Source organism: Paenibacillus sp. BR2-3, assembly GCF_046529485.1.
In the GTDB taxonomy this organism is placed as follows: Bacteria; Bacillota; Bacilli; order Paenibacillales; family Paenibacillaceae; genus Paenibacillus_AQ.
This window is the reverse complement of record NZ_CP126311.1, coordinates 3,182,450-3,209,129: the sequence shown is the minus strand read 5'-3', so window position 1 is coordinate 3,209,129 and position 26,680 is coordinate 3,182,450. Positions and strand designations below refer to the sequence as shown.

Here is a 26,680-nt window from a genome sequence, read left to right as displayed (position 1 = left end):
GAGGGAGTGGCTGACCATGCTGAATCGCAATGCGGAAGCTTTGTTTTGGATAGGCCGGTATATAGAACGGGCGGAGAATCATGCCCGCTTAATAGATGTACATTATCATATTCAGCAGGAAGAGGATTTTAAGGAAGAAGGCAACAAGTGGTCCAGACTGATTGATGCGCTGGGCGTAAGAAAGGAATATTTACAGCAGTTCGAAAATTTCTCTGAAGGCGATGTCTTATCCTTCATTACGCTGGATCTTGGAAATTCAAACTCTATATTCTCCTGTGTGCATCAGGCCCGGAATAATCTGCGCACCTTGCGGCAGCATCTGCCGAGCGAGCTGTGGGATATTGCCAACAGCTTCAATCTATGGCTTGGGGAGTGCTCGGTGGCGGATATTATGAGCGGCCCCCATCAGTTCTACCAACAGATCAAGGAGCGGGCTGCAATGTTTCTGGGAGCTGAGCAATCCGTCATGCTTAGAGGCAACGAATGGCATTTTATCGAGAGCGGACGTTTTCTGGAGCGGGCGGAGAATACGACACGCATCCTGCAGGCCGTTACAACCTCGTGCAAGGATAAAGATTATTCCGGAATTTACATCCAGCTTCAGGCAGTCCTGAAATCAGTTAGCGGCTATCAGGCGTTCCGGCATTATTATGCAGATGCATTCTCACCGGAAAGTATTTTGGAGTTTTTGATTGCTAATTCGTCCTTCCCTCGTTCCATCCGGTTTTCCTTTCATAAGCTGGAGGAGCATTTGGCGAAGCTGGAGCTGGACTCCTCGGAAAAAGGCTCCGGACATGAGAAAGTGATCCGTCAGGCCGGAAAGATCAAGGCAGACCTGGATTTTATGGAAAAAGAAGATATGTCTGAAGACTCTGTAGAAGGTGTGTTGAAATCATTAAAGGATTCCTGTATAAGACTGGGAAAAACGATGGAAGGCGCCTTTTTTCGGCGTGAAGGCATTTCGGCATGAAGATCGAGATCAATCACACGACCACATACAGCTACGAGGAGCCCGTTACGGACAGTGTCAATGAGGTGCGGCTTACGCCGAGAACCAATTACCGGCAATCCTGCTACCATCATGTGGTGGAGGTAAATCCGCCAGCTAATTTACTTACGTATGAGGATTTCTTCGGCAATCGGGTTCATGCTTATTCGGTGAACAAGCCGCATACGGAAATGATTATTCATACCAAAGCTACTGTGGTTACGCTGGATAAGGAGCAGGGAGCAGATTTGCCCCGTCTCCCGCTTGATGAACAGATCAAACTGCTTAACGATGACGCGTTCCAAAACCGTTATATTGAATTTATCCTGTCCACCCGCTATACCGAGGTTACGCGCGAGCTTGTTGAGTTTGCGTCACAGCATCCTTTTGATGAAGCGGAGGACATGTACGAATGGACGAAACGGCTCTCATCGACGATCTATGATCAATTTACCTATGATCCGGAAGCAACCAGTGTCAATACAACGGTCAAAAAAGCGCTGAAGCTTAAGCGAGGCGTCTGCCAGGATTACGCGCATCTGATGATCGCGGTCTGCCGCAGCGTCGGACTCCCTTCCAGATACGTTAGCGGATACCATTTTGTCGGGGATCTTCAGGGAGGAAACGCGAATTTCGAACAGGCCTCGCACGCCTGGGTGGAGACACATATTCCGGGTACAGGTTGGCTGGGTTTTGACCCGACCAATAATGCTGAAGTGAACTGGCGCTACGTAAAGCTTGGGCATGGACGGGATTACAAGGATATTGTCCCTGTTAAGGGGGTTTACCGCGGTGGTGCCGGCACGCTGATCGTTAAGGTTGATGTAAAGCGGCTGGATAATTAATCGCTTGCTGGAAATAAGGGGCTAATCTCAAAAGTAGAGTGTTCCTACGTCCATTGTATATTAGAAGTATAAAGCAAACCTCTCCTTTGAAATGGTTGGTCGCACTTCCATTTGACCTAAGAGAGGTTTTTTTTGCGTGGATTTTTAGATATTTTAGTGCCTATTTCCGATGAACCCAGCGGAGTGGACGGAACGATTGCGGAAAAGCGATAGCGTTCGCCTTGAAAGCTTTCCGCAGGGAAGCTCGCTTCGAAAGCATATGCTGTTTCCAAATTTCAACCGCGATGCGGTTCAAATCACAGAAAATTGGAAACAACAGCGATTGCAGCAACGATCCGTTCGCGGAGCGCCACCCAAAACACCTGCTTAAATTTTTTGGCTTGTTGCACTGATTTTCTGCAAACTTTGCACAAAATGATTAAAATGAACGGTCTTTGGGGTAATCTTGAGACATACCCATAGATATGGAGATGTGAAAGGAGAGATTACATATGAGCCCAAACATAGCTAAGAAACAGCGTTTTGTCGGAAAAACAGCCATAATCACAGGCGCGGGCTCTGGCATCGGCAGAGCAACGGCCATCCAGATGGCACGGGAGGGCGCAAACGTCGCATTATTTGACTTGGTAAATGAGCGAACCTTCCCATTGGAGCAGAAGCTGAATAAGCTGCGGAAGGACTGTGCACTTGCCATAGATGTCGATACCTCGGATGAGCAGCGGATGGAAGAAGCCGTAAGAAGAACAGTTGAGCATTTTGGAGGGCTGGATATTGTCTTTGCCAATGCGGGCATTAACGGTGCCGTTGGTCCGATTGAGGAACTCAGCCTTAGTGACTGGCAGCATACCCTTTCGGTGAACCTGACTGGAACGTTTTTAACGTTGAAATATAGCATTCCTCATTTAAAAAATAAAGGAAAAGGCAGCATTATTATTACCAGCTCCATTAACGGCAACACCAGATTCACCAGCTTCGGCTGGTCACCTTACAGCACGACGAAGGCGGGTCAGGTAGCGTTCGCCAAAATGGCTGCGCTGGAGCTGGCCAAGTTCAAAATTCGTGTGAATGTGATTTGTCCGGGCGCGATTGCCACCAATATAGATGAAAGTACAGAAATGAGTGAGGATGTGGAGGCTATCGTCATTCCCATTGAGTTTCCGGAGGGGGCGCAGCCGCTTGCGGAGGGTCCGGGCAAAGCTGAGAATGTGGCTGAGCTGGTCTCGTTTCTGGCCTCTGATGAGTCGATCCATATCACCGGTGCGCAAATTGTGATTGATGGCGCGGAGTCACTGCTCAGTTAAGTCCTATTATGTAGTGAAGAATTAGTGGAAAATAAGAGCATCTGCATTCGGATCAGAGATCTGGGTGTGGATGTTTTTTGTTGATAAATGCTAAACGATTTACGATATTGATTGTAAATAAACAAACAAAGTGTTAATATGTCTATATAATATAAGAAACAGGTGATGGACTTGCCAGAGGGTAATGAAGCTGTGAGTATATCGGAGAAGTTCTGGAATGCTTCAATTTCAGAACTAAAGGCCGGCTATGTGTATGAAGAGCATGACCATTCCGGACTTTATGTGTGTATGGTGTGCGGTGAAGCTTTTGAGAAGGGTGTAATTCACAAGCAAGACAATGCCTACTATGAAGCTGAGAAATATGCTGTAATGCATGTGGCCCAGGTTCACGGCACGATGTTCAAGTGGCTGCTTGGTCTGGATAAGAAGCTGACCGGACTGACCGATCTGCAAAAGGGGCTGCTGAACGCCTTCCAGCAAAGTCTAAGTGACGGTGAAGCTGCCAAGGAGCTTGGTATCGGAAGTACCTCTACAGTCAGAAATCACCGTTTTACGCTCCGGGAAAAAGTGAAGCAGGCGAAGCTGTTTTTGGCTGTGATGGAGCTTGCGGAAGAGAAACCGGCGGGATCATCCCCTTTTGTCAGCGTACCCCGTTCGGCTTCGATGGTCGATGAGCGCTTTGCCATTACGGAGAAAGAGAACGATGAAATTTTAAAAGCGTACTTCAAACAGGGACCCCACGGACCTTTATCGGAATTCCCGAAGAAGCAGAAGCGGAAAGCCGCCATCCTGCGCCAGCTGATCAAACGTTTCGAGACCGGGCGTGAGTATAGTGAGAAGGAAGTTAACCAAATTTTGAGCGAAGCATTTTCGGATTATGTCACGCTGCGCCGGTATATGATCGACTACGGATTGCTGGAGCGGGAAGAAGACGGAAGCTATTATTGGGTTAAATTATAAAGGGGAGGGCAGCACAATGGAAAAAGCGAAGCGCAAAGAACTGGCGTACAACTATGCACATTCACACAGGCTGATGGGAGCGTATCGGATTGTTAACATAGAGAATGGAAAGTCTTTTGTAGGAAGCACCCTGAATTTGGAGGGCGTGTGGAATAAGCATAAGTTTATGCTGGATATAAACAGTCACACTGAGAAAGCTCTGCAAGAGGATTGGAATAAGTTTGGAGAAGCTGGGTTTCGTTTTGAGATATTGGAGCAAATCAAGCCGGATGAGGATTTCGTGGAGAATGTATCAGATCTGGCGAAATATCGTAAAAAACTTCCTGACCTGGAGAAAAAATGGCTGGGGGAGCTGTCTCCATTCGGAGAGCGCGGATATCACAAACAGCGGTAAAGCAATTCAGGCTAAGAAAATTATTTATTGCAATAGTTAAGGAGGCTGCATGTATGGCGATTCTATCTTGGCTGGCTGAACAACGGATTCAGGAGGCGATGCAAAGTGGGAAGCCTGACTGCTGCCAGAGGAAATATCATTGCGGGCAGAATGTGTCACACTGGAGGGGCTGATTGCGGCATTTCACAACAGTGGCAAGGATGGATCGGAGAGAACAGAGCTGGAGAGAAAGCTAACCTTGAAAAGAGTGCGATTGCAGGAGCTGCTGCAGCAGCGCGGACTCCATAGCAGTACCGCATTTGCCCAGTATGGTGATCTAATAAGAGAGCGATTGGGACAGAAAGAGGATTGATGAGTTTCGACCATGATGATAGTGTAATGAAACAGAGAGATAATGGAGAGAAAAGATGGATAAACTTCCGATTATGCAGGTGCTGCCTGATTTGAAAAATATACTGCGCTCCTCAAGGGCAGCAGTCCTTATAGCCGAGCCAGGTGCAGGGAAAACAACAGCCACGCCTCCGGCATTCCTGAATGAGCCGTGGCTGGAGGGCAAAACCATTCTTATGCTGGAACCCCGAAGGCTGGCCGCCCGTTCTGCGGCTGCTTATATGTCGGCTAGTCTTGGTGAAAGTGTAGGGCAAACCGTCGGCTACCGTATGCGTATGGACAGCAAGGTGGGCAAAAGCACGCGTATCGTAGTTGTGACAGAGGGCGTGCTGACCCGGATGCTGCAAAGTGATCCAACTCTGGGCGATGTTGGACTTGTTATTTTCGACGAATTTCATGAACGCAGTCTGCATGCCGATCTTGGGCTGGCGCTTACGCTGGAGGCCCAGTCTGTATTGCGTGAAGACCTGCGGATTCTTATTATGTCGGCAACACTGGATGGAGAGCGGGTATCGGCATTGCTGGACGGTGCTCCGGTAGTGGATTGTCCCGGGAGGACTTACCCTGTGGAAACGATTTATGCTCAAGCGGCGGGGAACGTACCACTGGAGAAAAGTGCTGCGGCGGCAGTTCGACGTGCCCTGAAGGAGCAACCGGGAGATATATTGTTATTCCTCCCCGGGGAAAGAGAGATCCGCCGGACGCAGCGGGAGCTGGAGCTTAGCCTGCTGCAGGAAGGAACCGTGCTCCGGCCTCTTTATGGACAGCTCCCGCAGGCTATGCAGGACTCCGCAGTGGCAGCAGCAGTGCCGGGAGAACGTAAGGTTGTATTAGCAACCTCAATAGCGGAGACAAGCTTGACCATTCAAGGGGTACGAACCGTGATTGATACCGGCTTACGCCGGACTCAGGTGTTCTCGCCGCGTACCGGGATGCCGAGCCTGCAAACCGTGCCTGTATCCAAGGCTTCGGCAGACCAGCGGCGCGGTCGTGCGGGCCGAACCGCGCCCGGCGTGTGCTACAGGCTGTGGAGCCAGGAGGAGCAGCATCGTCTTCCGGACGACAACGTGCCGGAAATCATGGAGACCGACCTCGCGCAGCTGGCTCTGGAGCTGGCGCTTTGGGGCGTGCGCGATCCCGCCGCGCTGCACTGGCTGGACGCGCCGCCCGCAGCGCCCTACGCGCAGGGCGCTGCGCTGCTGCGCCAGCTCGGCGCCTTGGATGCCCGCGGCGCCATCACCCCGCACGGCCGCAGCATGGCCGCGCTCGGGGCACACCCGCGCGCCGCGCACATGCTGCTGCGCGCGGCAGAGCTTGGCGCAGCGCCGCTCGCCTGCCGGCTGGCGGCGCTGCTGGGCGAGCGGGACCCGTTCCGGGGTCCCGCGACGCTTGACTGCGACCTCACGCTGCGCGTGGAGTCGCTGCTGCGCTTTGAGCGCTCCGCCGGCGCGGACGCGGGCGGAGCGGACCCTGCGGCTCTGCGCGTGATTCAGCGCGAGAGTCGCAATTATCTGGCGCAGCTGCAAGCAGCGCCAGAAGCTGCAGCCCGTGCTGCGCAGCACGGGCGCTCTCCTTCCGGTGCTGCCGAAGGGTCAGCACCGGCTCTTTCCATGGACGCGCACATGGACACTTCCCTGTGCGGACTGCTGCTCTCCTTCGCGTATCCCGACCGCATTGGGCAGAAACGTGGAGAAGGAGCTTTTCTGCTCTCCGGCGGCCGGGGCGCCGCGATGAGCACGGGACAGCCATTGGAACGTTCTTCCTATATTGTTGCCGCATCCGTGGATGACCGGGCCACCCAAGGTAAAATCATGCTGGCAGCGGAGCTCGGAGAGGACCTGCTGCTGAAGCATCATTCACCCGATATCAGGGAAGAAGCTGAGGTATATTGGGATCGGGAGAGCAGCAGTGTGAAGGCCCGAAACCGTGTGCTGCTCGGAAGTTTGGTGCTGAGAGAGACCGGCCACCATCGGCCGTCTGCAGAAGAGACGATGGAGGTTCTGCTGAAGGTCATTGCAGCGGAAGGATTGGATGTACTGCCATGGGAGAAGGGGAACCTACAGCTCCGTCAGCGGATGATGTTTATGCATTCCCTGCGGAAGGATTGGCCAGATATGTCAGATGAAGGCTTGACGGATTCCCTTAAGGACTGGCTGAGGCCGTACCTTGACGGAATGCGCAGCTTGCGTGATCTTGCGAGAGTGCCGCTGACCCGGGCGCTGGAGGGGATGCTGGACTGGAGCCAGCGGCAATCGCTGGACAAAGAAGCCCCCACGCATATTACGGTGCCGAGCGGTTCCCGGGTTCCCGTGGATTACGGGAATCCGGCAGCGCCGGTGCTTGCGGTGAGGCTCCAGGAAATGTTCGGTCAGGTAGACACTCCCCGGCTGGGTGGCGGCCGTGTTGCGGTAGTGCTTCATCTGTTGTCACCCGCAAGACGGCCCATGCAGGTAACCTCTGATTTGGCCAGCTTTTGGCGGAGCACTTATTTTGAGGTCAAAAAAGATCTGAAGGGACGATATCCAAAGCACTATTGGCCGGATGATCCGCTCCAGGCGGCTCCGACGAACCGGACACGACCTGCCAAATAGGAAAATCCAGCAAGAAGTAATCCCGTTTATGCGCTTTTGCCCGAACTTTAATGTTTTGTTCAACGCTTATGGGGTAATAATGTAGCGTACAACAATTACTAAGGAGGGCTTCAAGTGACTAAAAAAATCGTAGGGATCTTCGATACGGAGCATGAGGCAACCAGAGCAATTGAAGGACTGCAAAGAAAAGGTTTTCGCAATGAGGATATTTCGGTTATTACGCGTGACCGGGATGAATTGAGAAATATATCAGACGAGACCGGGACTATGGCACCTGAAGGGGTGGCAACCGGAGCGGCAACAGGAGGAGTTGTCGGCGGTATCGCCGGACTTCTTGCCGGAATAGGGGCGCTGGCTATACCGGGTATCGGACCGATTCTCGCAGCCGGACCGATTGCGGCTACTCTAACCGGCGCGGCGGTAGGCGCAGGTGCAGGCGGTCTGGTCGGCGGTTTGGTGGGCCTTGGCATTCCTGAGGATGAGGCTCAAGAATATGAAAGCTATGTGGATAAGGGTAAAATTCTCGTGCTGGTGGATGATAATGGCCGTGACAGAGATATATTTGACATCTTCCGCGACAACAAGTCACTGAATTCGCATCGTTATGAAGGAACGTATATGAATGACACAGTGACTGGAAGCGCGGTTACCGACAGAGGACCGACGAACCCGGATCTCATTCCGGATGATAACAGAGTCGGAAACACCATGGGCAACAGAGGTTCAATGAATGCCGATGTTGATCCTGACCTTTATAATCGCAACAATTTATAACAACTAAGCATTTGTGATCATTAAGGAAAACAAGACTGCATTCCCGGCGACTGCCGGAGATGCAGTCTTTCTTTTTCCAATTGCAGGACGATCCATTTGTGTTTACATATATCATCTGTTTCCCAGGTAGTTTACTATTAACAGAAAGAATATAACAAGGGAGGCAGTCATGAGAACAGAGGAGCCAGACAAGATTTACAATACCCCCGTAGAGGCAACGCTGGAGGTCATCGGCGGTAAGTGGAAGCCCGTCATTCTGTTTCATCTAATATCAGGCAAGAGACGCAACAACGAATTCAGAAAATTAATGCCCAGAATTACGCAAAAAATGTTAACGGAGCAGCTTCGGGAACTGGAAAGAGACGGCGTCATTTTACGCACCACCTACAATCAGGTGCCTCCAAAAGTGGAGTATGAACTGACAGAGTATGGCAATAGTCTAAAAGAAATTCTCTATGTGATGTGCAGGTGGGGCGATGCTCATATTGAGCGAACTTACGGGAGTAAGGCGGCTTCTCTGATAGATCTGCCCCGTTCGTACGGTGATAACAAATAAGAAGCAGACCCTAACGGTCCGGCTTCTTATTTTTTTGTGTTACGGGATGATTTTGCGACTACGGAAGTCATCAAATATATCCATAAACATCGCTTCGGTATCCACATATTCATGAAAACCTAAGCGGCGGGCCTTGGACCCGTCTGCAAAGAAATCATAATCCCATGAAAATACGAAATCTCCGAACCCCCAGGAGGATACTTCGCTGTATGAATGTTGTTCAAGTCTATGCTTCTTAACCATAGAGTTCCAAAGCGGCTCCTTGTCAGCCATGACAACGTCAAGCGACATCGGAAGCGGAGGTGCAGTCTCCAAATCAAAGTAACTGGCGATTTTGGGCCATAATTCGTTCCATCGGAACAAATCGCCGTTGGTGATGTTCAGAGCCTGGTTGGCGCAGCGCTCATCAGTCGCTGCCCAGATGGTTGCTTTAGCGAGCAACCCGGCGTCAGTCATTTCTAAAAGGCTGTTATAAGCACCCGGCTTTCCTGGAAAGCGCAGGGGAAGTCCAAGCTCTTTCGAGATCGAAGCGTAAACCGCAATAACCATAGCGAGATTCATAGGATTCCCGAGCGCAAACCCGCAAACAACGGAAGGACGGAGGGCCGACCAAGTCCATGCTTTACCTTTTTGACGTTCTTCCAGGAAATTTTGTTGATCGATATTAAACTCAGGGGGCATATGGTGAGCATCCGTTTCCCGTGCGGGTGTCTTAAATGGACCGAGGTGTGCACCGTAAACCTTGTAGCCCTGCATTAGACTGATATGCTTCAAGCCGGGAGCAATAGGTTCAATGGCATCGACTATATTTACCAACATGGCAAGGTTTGGCGGAACAAGTTCTGCCCATGTCGGGCGGTCCTGGTAAGCAGCATAGAAAATATGAGTTACCTCAGTCAATCCTCCCAATTTTTCCTTTATATCGTCCTTATTGAGCAGATCAGCAGCAATATACTGTACACTGCCGGTTGCTTCCCCTCCACGACGGGATACACCGATTACCTTCCATTCCGGTAGGCAGGTCAAATATTCGATGAGATTGCGGCCGATAACGCCGTTTGCGCCTAATACGAGAGCGACTTTTGGTGTTACTGGAGATTCCTTGATCATATGGGTTCAACTCCTTATGCATTTGGCTTTGTTCCTAGTTATCCTACTATTAGGAAATTCAACTGGGAAGTACGCACTTTAAAGTGATGTAAGTACTTAAAAGTGATCATGGAGTAAGATTAACTGACACAACTTTCGCAGAGCCAAAATTGACTTGACCTCAAGTCAGGCTTGAGTTGGAGCAGGATTAAGTAAGGGGCTTGCCAACATAGAAAAACACCACTTCGTTTGGTAAAGTGAGATTGTCGAGATCCACTAAACCACAGAAGAGGTGTCCTTCCCATGATAAAGCAAAAGCTATCTCTAGATCAACTACCACCTGAAATGAGACCTGCCTTTCAGGAACTTGGTGTACTAAAGCAGTTAAGAAAATCCGGTTTTAAAAAGGCTTTCGGATATACCAGTTCCCATTTGTTCATGCTTGTTTTTGTATTGCTCTTCCATCAGAAAAACTGGTTTCGCCTGCTGGAAAGTGCCAAGGGTGAAGCTTTTCCTGGTAAAGATGCGGTGTATCGGTTTCTTAATCATAGCGGATTCGCCTGGCGGCGCTTTTTGTCTTCCCTCAGCAGTGACACCGTGCAGCGGGTGGAAACCCTGACTTCCGTCACGCGAACCTCCGTCTTCATCGTGGACGATTCCATGTTTGAGCGAAACCGGAGTAAGGCTGTAGAACTGCTGGCTCGCTTCAAAGATCACGCTACTGGCGCCTACTATAAAGGCTTTCGGATGCTGACCTTGGGCTGGTCGGACGGTCACACGTTTCTTCCCTTGGACTTCGCCTTGCTGAGTTCCGTGAAGGCAGGTCTAACCGGGATGAATCCAGGAATCGACAAGCGTTCTTGCGGCTACAAGCGTCGGAAAGAGTCCTTGCTGAGCGCCCCGCATCTGGTTTCTGAACTGCTGGAGCGTGCCATCGCTTCCGGGGTTTCTGCGGCTTACGTACTCATGGATAGCTGGTTTACGCATGCGCCCCTGATTGGGCGGATCGTAGACCGGGGGCTTCACGTCATTGGCATGGTGAAAAACGACAATAAGCGGTATCTCGTTCATGGTCAGCGGGTGGATCTCAAAGGGCTTTACCAAGCCGCCTTGCGCGTCGAAGGGAAACAACGGAATATTTTGCGTCAAATTCACACGGAACTTGTTCCCGGTATTCCCGTTCAGGTTGTCTTTGTTCGCCATCGATCCAAGAAAAACGAGTGGCTCGCCATTCTATCGACGGATCTTACGCTGACGGCACCGGAAATCATTCAAACGTATGGTCTTCGCTGGGACATTGAAGTCTTTTTTAAATGCACCAAGTCCTTGCTGCGTCTACAAAAAGAGTTTCAAGGCCGCTCCTACGATTTGCTGATTAGCCATACGACCATTGTATTTTCTCGCTATATTCTGCTGGCCTGGCAGCATCGGCAAAGTACAGATCAGCGGACGCTCGGCGGATTATTTTATTTGCTTTGCGATGAAGTCGGCTCCTTGGATTGGGCAGTTGCCTTGCAACAATTAGTGGAATTGATGAACGAAATAGCCACTCAAGTCGGCAAGAAGCTATCTGCTATGATTAAAAGTCAACTCCAGCACTGGATCTCGGCTTTGCCCAGCTACATCAAGGCTTACCTGCCGATTTCAAGCTGCGAAAGTTGAGTAACTAACATAACTAAGTAAAAATTTCATCATATGAAAAATTCACAATAAAAACCCATAAATCACACCCTACTACATTCTCCGTAACCCAATTTTTACTCTCCCTAGCTCAATTTTAGTATGGAAAAAGAGTGATTCAACCCCAAAAATTCATAGTGTGAAACATGATAAATAGTGATTTTTACTAGAGTTAAGATTATAATAAAGGCAGATATATCCAAGGAGGTGCCATATGGCGTTTATGATTGCCCAGCGGGCTTTTATCAAAGTGTATCTCATTACGTTGGTGGAGAAGCACCGCGGTTACGGATATCAGATGCTTGAGGACTTACGGCGGGATTTCAAAAGTCACGGCTACTCACCTCCACAGAGCGAGATCTACCGGGCCCTTCATGAATTGGTTCAACAGGGCATCCTATACCGGACGAAGCAACTGAAGGGTACGGATCCAAAGGTCGATTTTCAGGAAATCGTCCTCTATCATTTCACACCGGACGGTGCCGAGAAGGCCAGGCTTTATAAGAAACAGGTCAAGACAGACCTCGACCGTTGTCTCGGAATGTTGAATAAGGCTGTCTCTGACAATTATGGATAGTTCGAAATTGAAAAAGCAGCATGTCACCCGGTTATGGGGGGACATGCTGCTTAAAGTTTTTGGGCTTTTGTAATTAAACATCCTCGTAATTGGTAACATCGCGTTTTGCACCAAGCAGGCTGTTTTCTTTCAGCACCTTAATATTGTTATAATGATATTTTCAGGTCTTTTACGTCCTGTTATAATGATTACAGCCGGAGAATAGCAACCACAGATGGAGGTATAGATACGATGGACGAACATATGAAACGCCGATTAGATAAACAGAAAAAGCTCTTTGGCCAGCTAGGTATCGGGCTGGATGCACTAACTATTCATGAGAAAGAGTTCAGTATGAAGCTTCGGGGTTACGATCCGGAGGAAGTAGATCTATTTCTGGATAGTGTGATCAAAGATTATGAACGATTCTACGCCACAATTGCGGATCTTATGGATAAATGGCAGGAGCAGCAGCTGGAGCTGCGTGAATTGAAAGTTGAGGTCAGAAGTGTAACCCCTACTGTCAAAGGTATTGATCCCAAGATGCTGGAAGAGTCCATTCTAAAGCTGGAGATGAATGTGAAGCAGCTTAAGGAAAAGCTTTTTCTAACTGAAGAACATCAATAAACGGAGTGTGACGAGCTTACATAACAGATTGAAGAATGTAACTTGACATTAGAAAAAGTCATTGACGGAAATATAGACTATGATTTATGATAAAGTCATAAATGATCATTTATATGTTAGTGGCGTGTTACCGTAAAGGGCATGAGCCAAGGATCGATCTCAATTCATTGAGTCTGCCTTGGCTCTTTTTGATGCAACAAAACTGACAATGAAGGGGAAGGAGGGAGAACTTGGCGCGGGAAAGCGAGCAATTTCAAGTACAACGTGTCATCGGGAACAACGTAGTCATGGTTCAGGGAAGCAAGAACCGGAAAGAGTATGTCATCATTGGCAAGGGTATCGGCTTTGCATTCAAAGGTTCGGATGTGATTGAAGGGAACGATCACCGGATTGAGAAGCTGTTTCGCCTTGAGGACCGTGAAGAATGGAGCCAGTACCAGATTCTGCTGGAAGATATTGATCCAAAGGTAATGAGAATCACCGATGATATTATTTCAGATATCGCCCGTGAGTTTCCCGGCAAGTTAAACGACAAAATTTATTTGGCGCTCCCGAGCCATATCCAATTTACCATTTACCGTCTGCGCAACGGCATGGACATTGTCAATCCATTTTTGCAGGAAACCAAAATGACTTTCCCGAAGGAGTTTGAAATCGCTTACAAGGCTTCTGAGAAAATCAATTCAGAATTCCAGGTGCAAATTCCTGAAGATGAGGTTGGATTTCTGACTTATCACGTATACTCGGCGGTCAGCAATGTTCCGGTAGGGCAGCTTGTGAAAGCCTCCAATATTGTAAACGAGCTTCTTGATATGATTCGGAAGGAACGTAATATCACTTTTGAGCATGGCAGTATGAACCACGTGAGACTGATGATTCACCTGAGATTCTCACTGGAGCGGATTTTGCAAGGATCATTAGTAGATAATCCATTTGTGAAGCATATTAAAAAAGAGTGCAAAGTGGAATACAAGCTGGCCCAAAAGCTGGGTAAAGTCATGCATAATACACTGGGAGCCGACGTACCGGAAGAAGAGATATGCTTCCTCGCCATGCATTTGCGGCGCTTATTCCAGACTCTAGAGAAAAACAAATAGCAGCGGAGAGGAGTGAAACCTATGTTTTCCAAATGGAAATCAAAAAAGGAAGAGAAACGTGCTGAACCTATCATGAAGATTACGGCTCCGGTAAGCGGTCAATCTATTCCGCTAACGGATGTCCCGGATGATACTTTTTCAGGGGGACATATGGGTAAAGGAGTTGCCATAGAACCTATAGAGGGGAAGCTCATTGCTCCTTTTGATGGAAAGGTAGCCCATGTGGTCAAAACTAAACATGCCGTTATTCTGGAGCATCCCTCCGGCCTGCAGCTGCTGTTACATATCGGAATCGATACCGTCAGCTTGAAGGGCAATGGGTTTATCAGCCATATCTCCAATGGAGACACCATCAAAGCAGGACAAACGCTGATAGAATTCGATCTGGATGCCATTCGTGCAGCGGGTTATCGTACCATCACACCGGTTATTGTTACCACTAACGAGGAATTCACACCAACAGTCGATTATCATTACGGACAGGTAACGGCCGGTATGGAACATATTCTCACCGTGGCTTCAATGCAGTAATTCCTCTTAGAGCTTCACTATTATGAAATGAAGGGATGAGATCATTATGTTGGCTTTTCTACAAAAACTGGGTAAGTCACTTATGCTCCCGGTCGCTACATTACCGGCAGCAGCTATTTTGCAAGGTTTTGGACTCATTAACTATGAGAAGGATTTACCCTTGGGTAGCGCAGTAGGCGGATTCCTGAATCAATATGTGGCTCCTTTTCTGAATGCCGGTGCAGGCGCAATCTTCGGTAACCTGGCCCTTATCTTTGCAATCGGGGTTGCCATCGGCTTTGCCGGTGATGCAGTAGCAGCATTGTCCGCCTTGATCGCCTATCAGGTACTTAAACAAATCCTTTTGATTGTTCCATTACAGTTCTCTTTTATCAACGATGATGTTGTTCTGAACATGGGCGTACTCGGTGGTATCTTTGCAGGGGCATGGGCTGCGTTCCTGTATAAAAGATATCACGATATCAAAATGCCGGATTGGCTCGGATTTTTCGCCGGCAAACGTTTTGTTCCGATTATTACAGCTGCATCGACCATGGTGTTGGCAGTCTTCGTAGGTATGATCTGGAGCCCGGTACAGGATGTGATCAGTGATTTCGGGACTTGGGTTGTGGGACTCGGAGCCTTTGGAGCATTTATCTTCGGTACGGCCAACCGTCTTTTGATTCCGATCGGCCTTCACCACGTTATTAATGCCATTGCCTGGTTCCAAATTGGGGATTTCACGAATGCAGCAGGAGAAGTTGTACATGGTGATTTAACCCGTTTCTTCGCCGGGGACAAAACAGCAGGGATGTTCATGACGGGATTCTTCCCGATTATGATGTTCGCTTTACCAGGGGCAGCACTCGCATTCATTCACACTGCCAAACCGGAAAAGCGCAAAATGGTAGCTTCCATTTTTATCGGTTCTGCCATTGCCTCCTTCTTGACAGGTATCACTGAGCCGCTGGAGTTCTCCTTCATGTTCATTGCACCGCTTCTTTATCTGGTCCATGCTCTGTTGACAGGTCTTGCCGGACTGGTTATGTACGTGCTTGATGTAAAACTGGGCTTCGGTTTCTCTGCCGGGTTGATAGACTATTTGGTTAACTTGAAGCTGTCTACCAACGCATGGATTCTTATCCCTGTGGGGCTTGCCTTCTTTGTTTTGTATTATGTATTGTTCCGCTTCATTATCGTTACGTTCAAGCTGAAAACGCCTGGTCGTGAGGATGATATCGAGGATGATCTAGAAACGGTTACTATTGGAGAAAATAGCATATCCGCTTCCTCCAGAGCCGCCAAAATTCTGGATAACATCGGGGGCGCAGGCAACATCCGTAATATCGATGCCTGTATCACGCGTTTGCGTCTGATCGTTAATGACGATAAAGCGGTTAAAGATGCAGCCCTCAAGCAGTTGGGTGCTTCCGGTGTGATGAGACTGGGTCAAGGCGTGGTGCAAATTGTATTTGGTCCGCAATCGGAGCAAATCAAGGATGATATTCAAAAACTGATGAAATAAATAGTAGGTATAGCTAAGCCCGTGGTTTTGGAAAGTCCATTAGGACCGAAAAATCACGGGCTTTTTTGTAACCTTTTACAGAATGAATAGGCAGGGTGGCTCTGGTATACTCTTAGCAAATAACAAGTTAGGAGAATTACAAATGACTAATGGAAAAACTGCACTATTAATCATTGATGTTCAAGAGGCCATGTTTTCCTATCCGGGGATGAAGCTGCATGATGAATCAGGCGTGATGGAGCGAATCATTTCATTGCTCGGCAAAGCGCGCAGTTCCGGAACGCCGGTTGTATTCATTCAACATACTTCCGACGAGGAGTACACCAAAGGCTTATTCACTTGGCAAATCAGTAATCGGATCGCCCCGATGGAATGGGAAGTAATTATTGAGAAGCCGACTTGGGACGCTTTCCACCTTACAAATCTGCACGATGAGCTTCAGAAACAGGGTATTACAAGTCTGGTTATCGCCGGTATGCAGACGGAGTTTTGTATGGATACGACCTGCAGACGTTCCTACAGCTTGGGCTACTCCAGTATTCTGGTACAGGATGCCCACAGCACCTTCGACAATCTTAATTTCAGCGGCGGCGATATTGTGAAACATCATAATAGTGTGCTGGGAGGGAGATTTGTTACGCTCAAAAGTGAGAGCGAGGTGCTATTCTAAATGAGCTGCCAGCCGAAACAGTGTCACAGAATGATCGGGAAGATTAGGAGTAAGGCAACTATATAAGTTGAACTAAAGAATATGGCAGATGGTTTGAAGATGAATCGTAACGAAGGGAAAGTTTGGAGCTGGAGGAGCGATAGCGACCGCCTTTGTCACTGGATTTAGTCCGCAAAAGCGGTAAATCATAATAAATCTGGGGACAACAGCGGCCGGAAGTCCAAACATTTCCCGTAGTTACGGCCTGTCATCAAACACCATCTGCTAAGAAAATTAGTTCAGTTTATATAACCTTATCCCACCAATCCATTTCCAAAGGAGTGCATTTCAACATGAGAGCAGTCACTTTTCAAGGGAAAAAGAAAGTAGAAGTCAAAGATGTAGCCGACGCCAAGCTCGAAAAGAAAGATGACATTCTTGTGCGGATCACCTCCACCGCGATTTGCGGCTCGGATTTGCACATCATTAATGGAGAAGTCCCCGGTATGCACGATGATTACATTATCGGACATGAGCCGATGGGGATCGTAGAGGATGTAGGGCCGGACGTTACCAAGGTCAAAAAAGGGGACAGAGTCATTATCCCTTCTAACGTCGCCTGCGGACAATGCTTCTTCTGCCAGCATGAGATGGAGAGTCAGTGTGACCAAGCCAATGAGGTCAAGGACACAGGCGGATATCTGGGGTTTTCTGATTCTTACGGCGGATTTGCGGGCGGACAGGCAGAGCTGCTGCGGGTTCCTTATGGTAATTTCGGGCCGTTTGTCGTGCCTGAGGATGCGGAGATGGAGGATGAGAAGCTGCTCTTCCTGTCCGATATTGTGCCCACTGCGTGGTGGGGGGTGGAGAACAGCGGTATGAAGGGCGGCGATACTGTTATTGTTCTCGGCTGCGGTCCCGTCGGACTGCTAACCCAGAAGTTCGCCTGGATGAAGGGGGCTTCCCGGGTCATTGCCGTTGATCATATTCCATACCGTTTGCAGCATGCCAAAGTAACCAATAATGTTGAGGTATTCAATTTTGATGCGACCGATATTATTACGCACCGGTTGCCGATAAGCAGAGCAGAGCATGGCTACAAGGTGTTTGCAGACAAAGAAGAGGACTGTATCAAGGTTGTGCTTAAACCGTAATCGTGAAAATTCATGAAAAGGGGCTGCATTTTTCCGGCTTCTGAGTTACATTATCATAAGTGACTCTTGAGACCCGCGAAAGGAACCCAGCCCTATGAACCGAAAAACACCGCCGATTCCCGTTTCGTTGCTAATGATTATTGGGATCGTGGCGATCTCCTTTTCTTCCATCTTTATTAAATGGTCGACTGCTCCGGTTTCCGTGCAGGGTATGTATCGGCTCCTTTTTACCTCATTGCTGATGCTGCCCTTTGCACGTTCATACAGCGGAGCGGTTTTTGTTTTGCGTAAAAAAGACTGGATTATGCTTGTGTCATCCGGAGTTATGCTGGCACTGCATTTTTTGCTGTGGATGGGCTCCCTGAAATACACCTCCGTTGCCAGTTCGACAATGATTATGGCGTTGGAGCCGGTATTTATCATGCTGGGTGCTTATTTTTTGTTCCGTGAAAAGACTGCTTTATCAGCGCTGCTCGCGATGAGCATTGCAATCGCTGGCGTGATGTTTATCGGATGGGGGGACGTCGGCATCTCTGCCGATAACCTGAAAGGTGATCTATTATCTATCGGAGGGACGGCGGCCGTTGCTGTCCATATGCTGATAGGTCAAAAGGTTGTAGTCCGCATGCCCTCTTACCTGTACAGTCTAATCGTGTTTATATCAGCTTCAATTGTATTCGCCATATATAATCTGGTAATGGGGATTCCTTTCTTTGCTTACCCGCCCCGCGAGTGGGGAATATTCCTGCTTCTGGCCGTGGTGCCGACCGTGTTCGGGCATATTTTGTTCAATTGGCTGCTCCAATATGTCTCTGCTACAACGGTTTCCATGAATATATTGGGAGAGCCGGTTGGGGCGAGTATTTTGGCATATTTGCTGCTGGGTGAACAATTAACAGGACTTCAATGGGCCGGCAGTATGCTGGTCATGAGTGGTCTAGCTGCTTATTTATATTCGGGGCGCAAAAAAAGTAAAGAAAAAATAGTCTCTGTATTGAGTAATGCGTCTTAAATGATATTTACAGATAAAGGGGTTAAAGCATGGAAGAACATGATCAAGAAGCAGGACCTGAATCCACGAGAGAGGCCGCTCCAACCAGTGAGGAATTGTGGAATGAAGATACGTACAGTGCCTGGACGAGCCGTTTCGGAACACCCGCTGAAGCAGCGGCCAAGCTGCGTAAAGATCCGGCAAACAAGCTATATCCGCTGTCTTCCTATTTCGGGGAAGTGACTGGCAAGAAAATTATGAATCTGATGGGCTCCAATGGCATGAAGGCAGTTGCGCTGGGTCTGCTCGGGGCAGAGGTTACGGTTGCGGACTTCTCGGAGGCCAACGCCCGTTATGCTGCCGAGCTTGCAGAGGAGGCAGGCGTTCCTCTGACCTATATCGTATCCGATGTGCTTAAGCTTCCGGAAGAGATCTTGAACGGGTCGTATGATGTCGTATTTGCGGAACAGGGGATTGTTCATTATTTTACGGATCTGGGGCCATTCATGGATACCGCATACCGCTTACTCGCACCTGGCGGAATGTTTGTGCTGCGTGACTTTCACCCGGTAACCACGAAGCTTATTTCTTCCAAGGGCTCCACGGCTAAAGTGCGCAAGCATAAGGTGACAGGGGATTATTTCAATACTGAACTGGAAGAGAAGAGAGTATCGTATTCCAAATACTTGCCTGCATCCGGAGCTATAGGAGAAACCATGCAGCAGAGTGTTGTGTATTGGCGTCGCTGGACGCTTGGAGAAATCGTAACCGCGGTAGCCGCCAGCGGACTTATGATCAGCAAACTGGTGGAGGAGCCGAATCTTTCCTCTGATATATATGACAAAGGCATTCCGAAGACATTTACGCTAATAGCGGGAAAGCGCACAATGTAATCGTGCAAGTATGAAAATAAGCGTCCGGAGTATGTTCCGGGCGCTTATTTTATGTGGAGTTATTGTTCCAGGGCAGAATCGGCGATGATTTCTGCAAAAGCTTGCTGAATCGGGGTTAGACGATGATCTTTCCGCCAAACTAGCGTAAAACCGGTTCTCTCCGGGAGAACTCCCGGCAAGGGGGCATAACGCAATCGCCCAAGCTCTAAATCTGCCTGAATCCCTTTCTTCGAAAAGATCCCCACAGTTCCTCCCTGGCTAATCATTCCTTTAAGTGTTTCCGGTGAATTTAACTCCGCACGGTTCCATATACGGACACTATTTAGCTGTGCCCATCTATCAGCAATATTTCGGAGGCTGGAGTCTGCACTGTGCTGAATCCAAGGTTCATGGGCGACTTGTTCTGCATTCAAGCTTGGGTAGCCGTCAAAAGGATGGCCCGGCGCAAAAATCAGTACGGCTTCATCTGGGGCGATGAGCTGACAGTTAAAAGATTCATCGTTGGTGTCAACACTATGCAATAGCGCTATTTGTATGTCCTGAGCACGCAAGCGTTCCTTCAGCAGAGCATCGGGCTGTATGGACAGAGAAAGTTTTATCCCGGGATATTGTTTCATGAATAGTGAGATCGCTTTGGGTAAAAGATAAGCTCCAGGGACATGTCCGGCTTCGAGTTCCAAAAGCCCATTAGTTGGCGAGGAGAAATGCTTTACACTCCGCTCCGCTTCTGCGGTTAAAGAGACAATTTTGACAGCGTATTGAAAGAGGGTTTTTCCGGCTTCGGTTAACAACACCCGGCCGCTTCGGTATAGAAATAATGGCGTCCCGAGCTCACTCTCCAGACTTTTCATATGAAACGAGACAGTGGGCTGCTTTAGACCCAATTCGGTCGCAACATCCGTAACCTTTTTGTATTTTTCAATTAGAACAAGGATATGCAGCTTCATAATGTTCAAGGCGGTTCCTCCGGTGGGGTCTTTAGTTTATACAAAATGTATCTTAATTATAGATTAAATCTATATTAGTATACAAATTGTATTCCATTATTTATCTTTCGCTTTACATAACTATGACCTTTACCTAACGAACGAGCCCTAGAATAAGAAGAGTCAGAAGCGTCACAATACATTTACGAGGAGACAAACTACAATGCAATTCAGAAAATCATGGATCGTGACTTTAGCTTTAACCAGTATGGTAGCACTTGCGGCATGTGGAAATAACGGGGGAAATAATGCAACGACTAATAACGGCGGCAACAATGCAGCTGCTACAAATGCACCTACAGAGACAAACAGCGGTGCTGACCTGAGCGGTTCCATTCTGGCTTCTGGCTCCACGGCATTGCAGCCGCTGGTTGAGCAGGTAGCGGAGAAATTCATGGAGAGCAATGCAGGTGTTGATATTCAAGTGCAAGGCGGCGGCAGCGGAACGGGTTTGACCCAAGTAGCCGAGAAGCAAGTGGATATTGGTAACTCTGATGTGTTCGCCGAAGAGAAATTGAAAGATGCGGATGCAGAGAAGGCAGCAGCACTTGTAGATCATCAGGTAGCGGTTGTAGCGATTGCAGCAGTTACTCATCCTGATGCTGGTGTAGACGGCTTGACAAAGCAGCAGCTCGTTGATATTTTCACAGGCAAAGTAACAAACTGGAAAGAAGTTGGCGGCGCGGATCAGAAGATTCAAATCATCAACCGTCCGGGCAGCTCCGGCACACGCGCTACTTTTGAAAATTTCGCATTGGGAACAAAAACAGAGGATCTTCAAGGCTCCATCCAAGAAGATTCTTCCGGTACAGTTAAGAAAATGATCGGCGAAACTCCGGGAGCAATCGGTTATCTGGGCCTTTCCTATCTTGATGAAACTGTAAAATCACTTAGCTATGACGGTGTTGAACCAACGGTAGACAACGTTACATCCGGTAAATATCCAGTGTGGGCTTACGAGCATATGTACACAAATGGCGAGCCTAACGAAGTTGTTAAAGCTTTCCTTGACTACTTCTTGACTGACGAAGTGCAGTCCGGCGATGTAGTGGAACTGGGTTATATTCCAGCTTCGAAAATGCAGGTTTCACGGGATGTAGCTGGAACAGTTACAACTAAGTAAATCAAACTTTCAAGCAATATCATTTATCAGAACTTCATGTGAGTAGAGGCGGGATTCTTCTGCCTCTATTTTCACTGTAGAAAGAGGGAGCCTTCTTGAGGGGTACATTAAAAAAATCTCGTCTCGAAAAACATCATATCGAAGACCTTATAGGACGTTCATATATGTCATTTTGCGTGTTGCTATTGATAGTTATCATTATATCGATGGTTTATTTTGTAACGTCCAAAGGGATTTCCACCTTTATCGGAGGTGAAGTCACCGTTTCTGAATTTTTCTTCGGTACCAAGTGGTCCCCTGAAGGCGATACTGCGTTATATGGCGCTTTTCCTTTTATAGCGGGTTCCTTTCTGGTTACACTGCTTGCTGCGCTCATTGCCAGTCCGCTCAGCATTTGTGCCGCGCTGTTTATGACCGAAATTGTTCCGGGCTGGGGCAAAAAACTGCTGCAGCCGGTAATCGAGCTGCTGTCAGGCATTCCTTCTGTAGTGTACGGTTTCATCGGACTTAGTGTTATTGTCCCATTTCTTCGGAACACCTTTCCTGGTCAGGGCATCGGGGTAGCTGCAGGCGCGCTTGTATTATCCGTTATGATTCTACCTACCATTACGAGCGTGGCTGCAGACGCGCTGGCTTCATTGCCGCAAAATTTGAAGGAGTCTTCCTTTGCGCTCGGCGCCACCAGATGGCAGACGATATCACGTGTGATTATTCCAACAACACTGCCTGCCATCATGACAGGAATTGTACTCGGTATGGCGCGTGCCTTCGGCGAAGCGCTTGCGGTACAGATGGTTATCGGCAATGCGCCCTTTGTTCCGCGGTCTCTTTTTGAATCGGCGTCTACCTTAACAAGTGTAATTACACTCGGAATGGGAAACACAACTATGGGTTCACCACATAATAATGCCCTGTGGAGTATGGCGCTTGTTCTGATGCTGATGACCTTTATATTCGTCTTCCTCGTCAGACTTCTTGAAAGGAGGAATAAACTATCATGAAGCCTAGAACCGCTGACAAGATTGCCACAGGCGTTATCGTTTTCTTTGCATTGCTCATCGTAGCGATTCTGGTCGGATTATTAGGATATATCCTGGTGCGGGGGCTAAGCCATGTTAGCTGGGATTTTTTAAGCTCACCCCCGCAAAAAATCCGTGCAGGCGGAGGGGTAGGCCCACAGCTGTTCAATTCACTTTTCCTCCTCGTCCTGACGCTTATTATTACTGTTCCTCTTGGCCTGGGTGCCGGTATATATATGGCGGAATATGCGCGTCCCGGAAGACTAACCGGCTTTATCCGGTTGATCGTCGAAGTGTTATCTTCTTTTCCATCCATCGTTGTCGGTTTATTCGGCCTTTTGCTTATAGTGAACTATTTCAATTTAGGTTTCTCCTTGGTTTCAGGTGCACTGGCACTAACCGTGTTTAATTTACCGTTGATGGTACGGATTACGGAGCAAGCCTTCCGGACTGTTCCGAAACAGCAGAAGGAAGCGGGCTTTGCGCTTGGATTATCCAAATGGAAAATTGTAACCTCCGTCTTGTTCCCTGTTGCACTTCCAACGATCATCACGGGTACTATACTATCTGCTGGACGTGTCTTCGGGGAAGCTGCAGCCCTTATGTTCACTGCGGGTATGAGCAGTCCGCGGCTGGATTTCAGCAACTGGAATCCGCTCAGTCCGTCTTCGCCGCTGAATCCGTTCCGTCCGGCTGAAACTCTGGCTGTGCATATCTGGAAGGTGAACAGTGAAGGTCTTGCTCCGGATGCGGCTCAAATAGCCGCCGGCGCTTCAGCTGTACTTGTTATTACGGTGTTGATCTTCAATCTGGCTGCCCGGTACTTCGGCAGATTTATTTATCGTAAGCTTACAGCAGCAAAAAGAATGAACTAGTAGGAGGAGTACAAAATGGGAGCAACCTTGGCAGCACCAGCAAAGTCATTTCAAACCGAGCAGTTGAGCATTTATTATGGAACATATGAAGCGGTAAAAGGGATCAGCCTGCCTTTTGCCGAGAATACGGTGACTGCGCTGATTGGACCTTCAGGCTGTGGTAAATCCACTTTCCTCCGTTCACTGAACCGGATGAATGACGAAATTTCCGGATCGACAACGAAGGGGAGTATCTGGATCGACGGAATTGATATCAACGCCCCGGGCACGGATGTTATCAAGCTGCGTCAAAAAATCGGCATGGTATGGCAGAAACCGAATCCATTCTATAAATCTATTTATGATAATGTTGCTTTCGGTCCTAAGTACCACGGTATTAAAGGCAAAAAGGCTTTGGATGAAATCGTGGAAAGCAGCTTGCGTCGTGCGGCGCTGTGGGACGAGGTTAAGGATCGTCTGAAGGATTCGGCACTGGCCCTTTCGGGTGGACAACAGCAGCGTCTATGTATTGCACGGGCTTTGTCCGTTAATCCCCAAATTTTGCTCTTGGATGAACCGGCCTCCGCGCTTGATCCGGTCTCCACAGGCAAAATTGAAGAGCTCATCAAGGAGCTGAAAGAAGATCTGCGGATCGTTATCGTAACGCACAATATGCAGCAGGCAGCACGGATCTCGGATTACACAGCGTATTTCTACCTTGGCTCGCTTGTGGAATACGACCGGACCGACAAAGTTTTTACCAATCCGGAGAATCAAATGACTCAGGAATATATCATGGGCCGATTCGGCTGAAGTTTGGGGGTGTTCCATAAGCCATGCAAATGGCTGTGGGATACCCTTTTTGCTTTGTAGAGTAGGATTTCAGTGGAGGTTCTGTATGGACGCTCCGCGAACGGAACGTTGCTCCATCGCTGTGGTCTCCAGATTTTTTTTATTAACCTTAGCGGTAAAAATCCGGAGACCAAGGCGACCGCCAACCTTTTCAAAGGAGAGGTTTTTTGTACATTCTATAAATGCCTCTTGCGAAACTAACTGCATTAGTTTATATTATAACTAATAACATTAGTTTTAGGGGTGATCAGGATGCGGGTAACGCGCGAAGGACATTTGCTGCAGCTGACATGGATGCCAAGATTTTTTTCGGTGAATTGTTATATCGTCGAAGAAGACAACGAGCTGACTCTTATTGATGCGGCGCTGCCATTTAGTTTGAAAGGGATTATACGAACAGCTGCTGGCTTGGAAAAAGAGATCTCAAGAATCGTACTCACTCATGCACATGATGATCATGTTGGAGCACTTGATGAGTTGAAAAAGCTCTACCCTGGAGCAAAAGTGTACATTTCAGAACGGGATGCTGCTTTGCTTAGCGGGGATACGACTCTTCGGGCGGGTGAGCCCTTATCTCCCATCCGGGGTGGAGTTCCAAAGAAGGTGGTTACGAGAGCCGATGTTCTGCTGCAGGATGGGGACACTATCGGTTCCTTGACAGCGATCAGCACTCCTGGGCATACTCCCGGGTCTATGTCATATTTAGATCGACGCAGCATGGCGGTTATAGCCGGGGATGCTTATCAAACATTTCGGGGAACTGCCGTTTCCGGCACTGTTGTTCCGTGGTTTCCCTTTCCGGCATTAGCAACATGGAACAAAGAACAAGCATTAGCCAGCGCAATTAGACTGCTTGAAGCAGCTCCATCATTGCTCGCTGTAGGTCACGGGAATGTAATCAAGGAACCCCGGCAGAAAATGCAGGCTGCGATTGATACAGCCGTGAATAGAGGAGGAAAGTGAATCCATGTCACCCAGAGCAGGATTAGATACACAAACCATCGTTAAGGCAGCAGAACAATTGGCTGATGAAAATGGCGTAGAGGAAGTTACATTATCTGCACTGGCAGCCAAGCTGGGCGTTCGGTCGCCATCGCTGTATAATCACATTAACGGGCTTCAGGGCTTGCGTACTTTGCTTGCCATATACGGTTTGGAGCAGCTATATATAGTAATGTCTACAGCCGCAGAAGGGACGGCAGGCGCAGAGGCTGTTCATGCCATGGGGAATGCCTATGTGGATTTTGCCAGACAACATCCGGGGCTGTATGAGACTACCTTACGGGCTCCCGAGGCACAAAATACCGAGCTGGAAGCTGCTAGTGATACCATTTTGGCGCTAATTATCAAGGGGCTGGAGACTTACGAACTGGGAGAAGAGGGTACGATTCATGCGGTAAGGGGATTACGGAGCATCTTGCATGGCTTTGCGTCTCTGGAGCAAAAGGGGGGCTTCGGCATGCCGCTGGACTCCAATACCAGCCTGTCGCGGCTGCTCAGCACATTCATCGCAGGCATTAAGAGTATGAAAATAACAGAATAAAAAGGAGCTGACCATTAATGACTAATCCAGTGCAGCAAGACTACATTACCACCTTTGAAGAGGCTACAAAGATAATCTCTGAGATAGGGATATTACCGCTCGCACCACTCTTGCCGGACCACCCCTCCCTTAGCGGGCTCACAAAACCAGAGAACTGGCATACGGGATCGGAGTTTGACCCTTGGCTATGGCGTGCGCGTTTTCCCGGAGAAGGGATAGCAGCCTATGGAAAATTCATTAAGAAAAAAGCTATTCTTGTATCGCGTGAGTGGTTTCCAGTTTATGTTGCGGCATTAGGAAGTGATTTACCTCTTGAAGAGCGTTATAATAACGGCCTTAGCAGCAGAGAAGCTTTAACTTTATTAGCTATCATCCGGGAACAAGAAGGGATAGAGACCCGGAAACTGCGTGCGGAAGCTGAAATGAAAGCAAAAGAGAAGAAAACAGCCTTTGATCATGCGGTAACGGAGCTGCAGGGCTCGCTGGATATTGTAATATCGGGTGTTAAAGAACGCCAGAATGCAGAGGGAGAGAAAAACGGCTGGAACAGCACCTCATTCGAAACGGTGTCGCATTGGATGGAGGAAAGCGGTATTTCACCATTCCCAGGTACCCGCGAGGATGCCACAGAATGGCTGAAGTCGGAAATGGATAAAGGATGGTCAGCGGCTGCCAAGTCATGGATTGTTAAAGCTTGGGGCTGGTGATAAGAATCCCCGGAAATATACAAAAA

Annotated in this window: 27 protein-coding genes and 1 pseudogene; 26 read left to right on the top strand and 2 right to left on the bottom strand. The window is 48.5% G+C overall.

Annotated features, from left to right (window positions below; genetic code table 11):
* Nucleotides 1–16 precede the first annotated feature (16 nt).
* The 9 genes from PaeBR_RS15240 to PaeBR_RS15200 all read left to right on the top strand — a co-directional run bounded on the left by PaeBR_RS15240 (nucleotide 17) and on the right by PaeBR_RS15200 (nucleotide 8,799).
* Nucleotides 17–970 (top strand): alpha-E domain-containing protein, encoded by a 954-nt coding sequence (locus tag PaeBR_RS15240; RefSeq protein ID WP_410511412.1) that lies wholly within the window; start codon nucleotides 17–19, stop codon nucleotides 968–970.
* Nucleotides 967–1,833, top strand: coding sequence for a transglutaminase family protein (locus PaeBR_RS15235; RefSeq protein WP_410511411.1), 867 nt, complete (start codon nucleotides 967–969; stop codon nucleotides 1,831–1,833). The genes PaeBR_RS15240 and PaeBR_RS15235 overlap by 4 nt, the downstream gene beginning before the upstream one ends.
* 491 nt (nucleotides 1,834–2,324) lie before the next feature.
* Complete coding sequence (locus PaeBR_RS15230) at nucleotides 2,325–3,134, top strand: SDR family oxidoreductase (protein WP_410511410.1); 810 nt, start codon at nucleotides 2,325–2,327, stop codon at nucleotides 3,132–3,134.
* A gap of 165 nt (nucleotides 3,135–3,299) precedes the next feature.
* The gene (locus tag PaeBR_RS15225; protein WP_410511409.1) at nucleotides 3,300–4,094 is read left to right on the top strand and encodes a DUF2087 domain-containing protein; all 795 of its coding nucleotides are present in this window, start codon (nucleotides 3,300–3,302) and stop codon (nucleotides 4,092–4,094) included.
* 16 nt (nucleotides 4,095–4,110) lie between these two features.
* The gene (locus tag PaeBR_RS15220; RefSeq protein WP_410511408.1) at nucleotides 4,111–4,488 is read left to right on the top strand and encodes a GIY-YIG nuclease family protein; all 378 of its coding nucleotides are present in this window, start codon (nucleotides 4,111–4,113) and stop codon (nucleotides 4,486–4,488) included.
* A 139-nt stretch (nucleotides 4,489–4,627) separates the two neighbouring features.
* Nucleotides 4,628–4,840: a hypothetical protein gene (locus PaeBR_RS15215; protein ID WP_410511407.1), complete on the top strand. Its 213-nt coding sequence runs from the start codon at nucleotides 4,628–4,630 to the stop codon at nucleotides 4,838–4,840.
* A 55-nt stretch (nucleotides 4,841–4,895) separates the two neighbouring features.
* Nucleotides 4,896–7,469 carry an ATP-dependent helicase HrpB gene (gene hrpB / locus PaeBR_RS15210; protein WP_410511406.1) on the top strand — a complete coding sequence of 858 codons (2,574 nt, stop codon included), beginning with the start codon at nucleotides 4,896–4,898 and terminating at the stop codon, nucleotides 7,467–7,469.
* Between the two features lie 114 nt (nucleotides 7,470–7,583).
* A complete protein-coding gene (locus PaeBR_RS15205) occupies nucleotides 7,584–8,243 on the top strand; it encodes a general stress protein (protein WP_410511405.1) in 660 nt (219 codons plus the stop codon).
* Nucleotides 8,244–8,412: 169 nt separating this feature from the next.
* Nucleotides 8,413–8,799 (top strand): winged helix-turn-helix transcriptional regulator, encoded by a 387-nt coding sequence (locus PaeBR_RS15200; RefSeq protein ID WP_410511404.1) that lies wholly within the window; start codon nucleotides 8,413–8,415, stop codon nucleotides 8,797–8,799.
* A gap of 39 nt (nucleotides 8,800–8,838) precedes the next feature.
* Here PaeBR_RS15200 and PaeBR_RS15195 read toward each other — a convergent pair whose 3' ends face one another.
* Nucleotides 8,839–9,909, bottom strand: a complete 1,071-nt coding sequence (locus tag PaeBR_RS15195) for an SDR family oxidoreductase (RefSeq protein ID WP_410511403.1) — start codon at nucleotides 9,907–9,909, stop codon at nucleotides 8,839–8,841.
* A 282-nt stretch (nucleotides 9,910–10,191) separates the two neighbouring features.
* Between PaeBR_RS15195 and PaeBR_RS15190 the strand changes: the two genes are divergently transcribed.
* The 10 genes and pseudogenes from PaeBR_RS15190 to PaeBR_RS15145 all read left to right on the top strand — a co-directional run bounded on the left by PaeBR_RS15190 (nucleotide 10,192) and on the right by PaeBR_RS15145 (nucleotide 19,570).
* Nucleotides 10,192–11,550, top strand: a complete 1,359-nt coding sequence (locus PaeBR_RS15190) for a transposase (RefSeq protein ID WP_410511402.1) — start codon at nucleotides 10,192–10,194, stop codon at nucleotides 11,548–11,550.
* Between the two features lie 232 nt (nucleotides 11,551–11,782).
* Nucleotides 11,783–12,145 (top strand): helix-turn-helix transcriptional regulator, encoded by a 363-nt coding sequence (locus PaeBR_RS15185; RefSeq protein ID WP_410511401.1) that lies wholly within the window; start codon nucleotides 11,783–11,785, stop codon nucleotides 12,143–12,145.
* A 231-nt stretch (nucleotides 12,146–12,376) separates the two neighbouring features.
* Nucleotides 12,377–12,751 (top strand): DivIVA domain-containing protein, encoded by a 375-nt coding sequence (locus PaeBR_RS15180; RefSeq protein WP_410511400.1) that lies wholly within the window; start codon nucleotides 12,377–12,379, stop codon nucleotides 12,749–12,751.
* Between the two features lie 230 nt (nucleotides 12,752–12,981).
* On the top strand, nucleotides 12,982–13,848 hold the full coding sequence (locus PaeBR_RS15175; protein WP_410511399.1) for a PRD domain-containing protein: 867 nt from the start codon (nucleotides 12,982–12,984) through the stop codon (nucleotides 13,846–13,848).
* 21 nt (nucleotides 13,849–13,869) lie between these two features.
* A complete protein-coding gene (locus tag PaeBR_RS15170) occupies nucleotides 13,870–14,379 on the top strand; it encodes a PTS glucose transporter subunit IIA (protein WP_410511398.1) in 510 nt (169 codons plus the stop codon).
* A 46-nt stretch (nucleotides 14,380–14,425) separates the two neighbouring features.
* Complete coding sequence (locus PaeBR_RS15165; protein ID WP_410511397.1) at nucleotides 14,426–15,883, top strand: PTS transporter subunit EIIC; 1,458 nt, start codon at nucleotides 14,426–14,428, stop codon at nucleotides 15,881–15,883.
* Between the two features lie 142 nt (nucleotides 15,884–16,025).
* Nucleotides 16,026–16,553: a cysteine hydrolase family protein gene (locus PaeBR_RS15160; RefSeq protein ID WP_410511396.1), complete on the top strand. Its 528-nt coding sequence runs from the start codon at nucleotides 16,026–16,028 to the stop codon at nucleotides 16,551–16,553.
* 332 nt (nucleotides 16,554–16,885) lie between these two features.
* Nucleotides 16,886–17,665, top strand: a pseudogene (locus PaeBR_RS15155) (alcohol dehydrogenase catalytic domain-containing protein); the annotation flags it as partial.
* 115 nt (nucleotides 17,666–17,780) lie between these two features.
* Nucleotides 17,781–18,698: a DMT family transporter gene (locus PaeBR_RS15150; protein WP_410511395.1), complete on the top strand. Its 918-nt coding sequence runs from the start codon at nucleotides 17,781–17,783 to the stop codon at nucleotides 18,696–18,698.
* A gap of 29 nt (nucleotides 18,699–18,727) precedes the next feature.
* Complete coding sequence (locus PaeBR_RS15145) at nucleotides 18,728–19,570, top strand: class I SAM-dependent methyltransferase (protein ID WP_410511394.1); 843 nt, start codon at nucleotides 18,728–18,730, stop codon at nucleotides 19,568–19,570.
* 59 nt (nucleotides 19,571–19,629) lie between these two features.
* On the opposite strand, the gene PaeBR_RS15140 is transcribed toward PaeBR_RS15145, so the two are convergent.
* Nucleotides 19,630–20,517: a LysR family transcriptional regulator gene (locus PaeBR_RS15140; RefSeq protein WP_410515198.1), complete on the bottom strand. Its 888-nt coding sequence runs from the start codon at nucleotides 20,515–20,517 to the stop codon at nucleotides 19,630–19,632.
* A gap of 202 nt (nucleotides 20,518–20,719) precedes the next feature.
* On the opposite strand from PaeBR_RS15140, the gene PaeBR_RS15135 reads away from it, so the two are divergent.
* The 7 genes from PaeBR_RS15135 (at nucleotide 20,720) to PaeBR_RS15105 (ending at nucleotide 26,654) form a co-directional block, all read left to right on the top strand.
* On the top strand, nucleotides 20,720–21,679 hold the full coding sequence (locus PaeBR_RS15135; RefSeq protein WP_410511393.1) for a phosphate ABC transporter substrate-binding protein: 960 nt from the start codon (nucleotides 20,720–20,722) through the stop codon (nucleotides 21,677–21,679).
* A gap of 95 nt (nucleotides 21,680–21,774) precedes the next feature.
* On the top strand, nucleotides 21,775–22,680 hold the full coding sequence (gene pstC / locus PaeBR_RS15130; RefSeq protein ID WP_410511392.1) for a phosphate ABC transporter permease subunit PstC: 906 nt from the start codon (nucleotides 21,775–21,777) through the stop codon (nucleotides 22,678–22,680).
* A complete protein-coding gene (pstA, locus tag PaeBR_RS15125; RefSeq protein WP_410511391.1) occupies nucleotides 22,677–23,573 on the top strand; it encodes a phosphate ABC transporter permease PstA in 897 nt (298 codons plus the stop codon). The genes pstC and pstA overlap by 4 nt, the downstream gene beginning before the upstream one ends.
* 15 nt (nucleotides 23,574–23,588) lie before the next feature.
* Nucleotides 23,589–24,365: a phosphate ABC transporter ATP-binding protein PstB gene (gene pstB, locus PaeBR_RS15120; protein ID WP_410511390.1), complete on the top strand. Its 777-nt coding sequence runs from the start codon at nucleotides 23,589–23,591 to the stop codon at nucleotides 24,363–24,365.
* A gap of 291 nt (nucleotides 24,366–24,656) precedes the next feature.
* A complete protein-coding gene (locus PaeBR_RS15115) occupies nucleotides 24,657–25,367 on the top strand; it encodes an MBL fold metallo-hydrolase (protein ID WP_410511388.1) in 711 nt (236 codons plus the stop codon).
* Nucleotides 25,368–25,371: 4 nt separating this feature from the next.
* On the top strand, nucleotides 25,372–25,947 hold the full coding sequence (locus PaeBR_RS15110; RefSeq protein ID WP_410511387.1) for a TetR/AcrR family transcriptional regulator: 576 nt from the start codon (nucleotides 25,372–25,374) through the stop codon (nucleotides 25,945–25,947).
* A gap of 17 nt (nucleotides 25,948–25,964) precedes the next feature.
* On the top strand, nucleotides 25,965–26,654 hold the full coding sequence (locus tag PaeBR_RS15105) for a hypothetical protein (protein WP_410511386.1): 690 nt from the start codon (nucleotides 25,965–25,967) through the stop codon (nucleotides 26,652–26,654).
* Nucleotides 26,655–26,680 lie beyond the last annotated feature (26 nt).

Coding starts and splice junctions, on each gene's coding strand:
- PaeBR_RS15240 (WP_410511412.1), top strand. CDS start 17: ATGCTGAATCGCAATGCGGAAGCTTTGTTTTGGATAGGCCGGTATATA.
- PaeBR_RS15235 (WP_410511411.1), top strand. CDS start 967: ATGAAGATCGAGATCAATCACACGACCACATACAGCTACGAGGAGCCC.
- PaeBR_RS15230 (WP_410511410.1), top strand. CDS start 2,325: ATGAGCCCAAACATAGCTAAGAAACAGCGTTTTGTCGGAAAAACAGCC.
- PaeBR_RS15225 (WP_410511409.1), top strand. CDS start 3,300: ATGGACTTGCCAGAGGGTAATGAAGCTGTGAGTATATCGGAGAAGTTC.
- PaeBR_RS15220 (WP_410511408.1), top strand. CDS start 4,111: ATGGAAAAAGCGAAGCGCAAAGAACTGGCGTACAACTATGCACATTCA.
- hrpB (WP_410511406.1), top strand. CDS start 4,896: ATGGATAAACTTCCGATTATGCAGGTGCTGCCTGATTTGAAAAATATA.
- PaeBR_RS15200 (WP_410511404.1), top strand. CDS start 8,413: ATGAGAACAGAGGAGCCAGACAAGATTTACAATACCCCCGTAGAGGCA.
- PaeBR_RS15195 (WP_410511403.1), bottom strand. CDS start 9,909: ATGATCAAGGAATCTCCAGTAACACCAAAAGTCGCTCTCGTATTAGGC.
- PaeBR_RS15190 (WP_410511402.1), top strand. CDS start 10,192: ATGATAAAGCAAAAGCTATCTCTAGATCAACTACCACCTGAAATGAGA.
- PaeBR_RS15185 (WP_410511401.1), top strand. CDS start 11,783: ATGGCGTTTATGATTGCCCAGCGGGCTTTTATCAAAGTGTATCTCATT.
- PaeBR_RS15180 (WP_410511400.1), top strand. CDS start 12,377: ATGGACGAACATATGAAACGCCGATTAGATAAACAGAAAAAGCTCTTT.
- PaeBR_RS15170 (WP_410511398.1), top strand. CDS start 13,870: ATGTTTTCCAAATGGAAATCAAAAAAGGAAGAGAAACGTGCTGAACCT.
- PaeBR_RS15165 (WP_410511397.1), top strand. CDS start 14,426: ATGTTGGCTTTTCTACAAAAACTGGGTAAGTCACTTATGCTCCCGGTC.
- PaeBR_RS15160 (WP_410511396.1), top strand. CDS start 16,026: ATGACTAATGGAAAAACTGCACTATTAATCATTGATGTTCAAGAGGCC.
- PaeBR_RS15150 (WP_410511395.1), top strand. CDS start 17,781: ATGAACCGAAAAACACCGCCGATTCCCGTTTCGTTGCTAATGATTATT.
- PaeBR_RS15145 (WP_410511394.1), top strand. CDS start 18,728: ATGGAAGAACATGATCAAGAAGCAGGACCTGAATCCACGAGAGAGGCC.
- PaeBR_RS15140 (WP_410515198.1), bottom strand. CDS start 20,517: ATGAAGCTGCATATCCTTGTTCTAATTGAAAAATACAAAAAGGTTACG.
- PaeBR_RS15135 (WP_410511393.1), top strand. CDS start 20,720: ATGCAATTCAGAAAATCATGGATCGTGACTTTAGCTTTAACCAGTATG.
- pstA (WP_410511391.1), top strand. CDS start 22,677: ATGAAGCCTAGAACCGCTGACAAGATTGCCACAGGCGTTATCGTTTTC.
- pstB (WP_410511390.1), top strand. CDS start 23,589: ATGGGAGCAACCTTGGCAGCACCAGCAAAGTCATTTCAAACCGAGCAG.
- PaeBR_RS15115 (WP_410511388.1), top strand. CDS start 24,657: ATGCGGGTAACGCGCGAAGGACATTTGCTGCAGCTGACATGGATGCCA.
- PaeBR_RS15110 (WP_410511387.1), top strand. CDS start 25,372: ATGTCACCCAGAGCAGGATTAGATACACAAACCATCGTTAAGGCAGCA.
- PaeBR_RS15105 (WP_410511386.1), top strand. CDS start 25,965: ATGACTAATCCAGTGCAGCAAGACTACATTACCACCTTTGAAGAGGCT.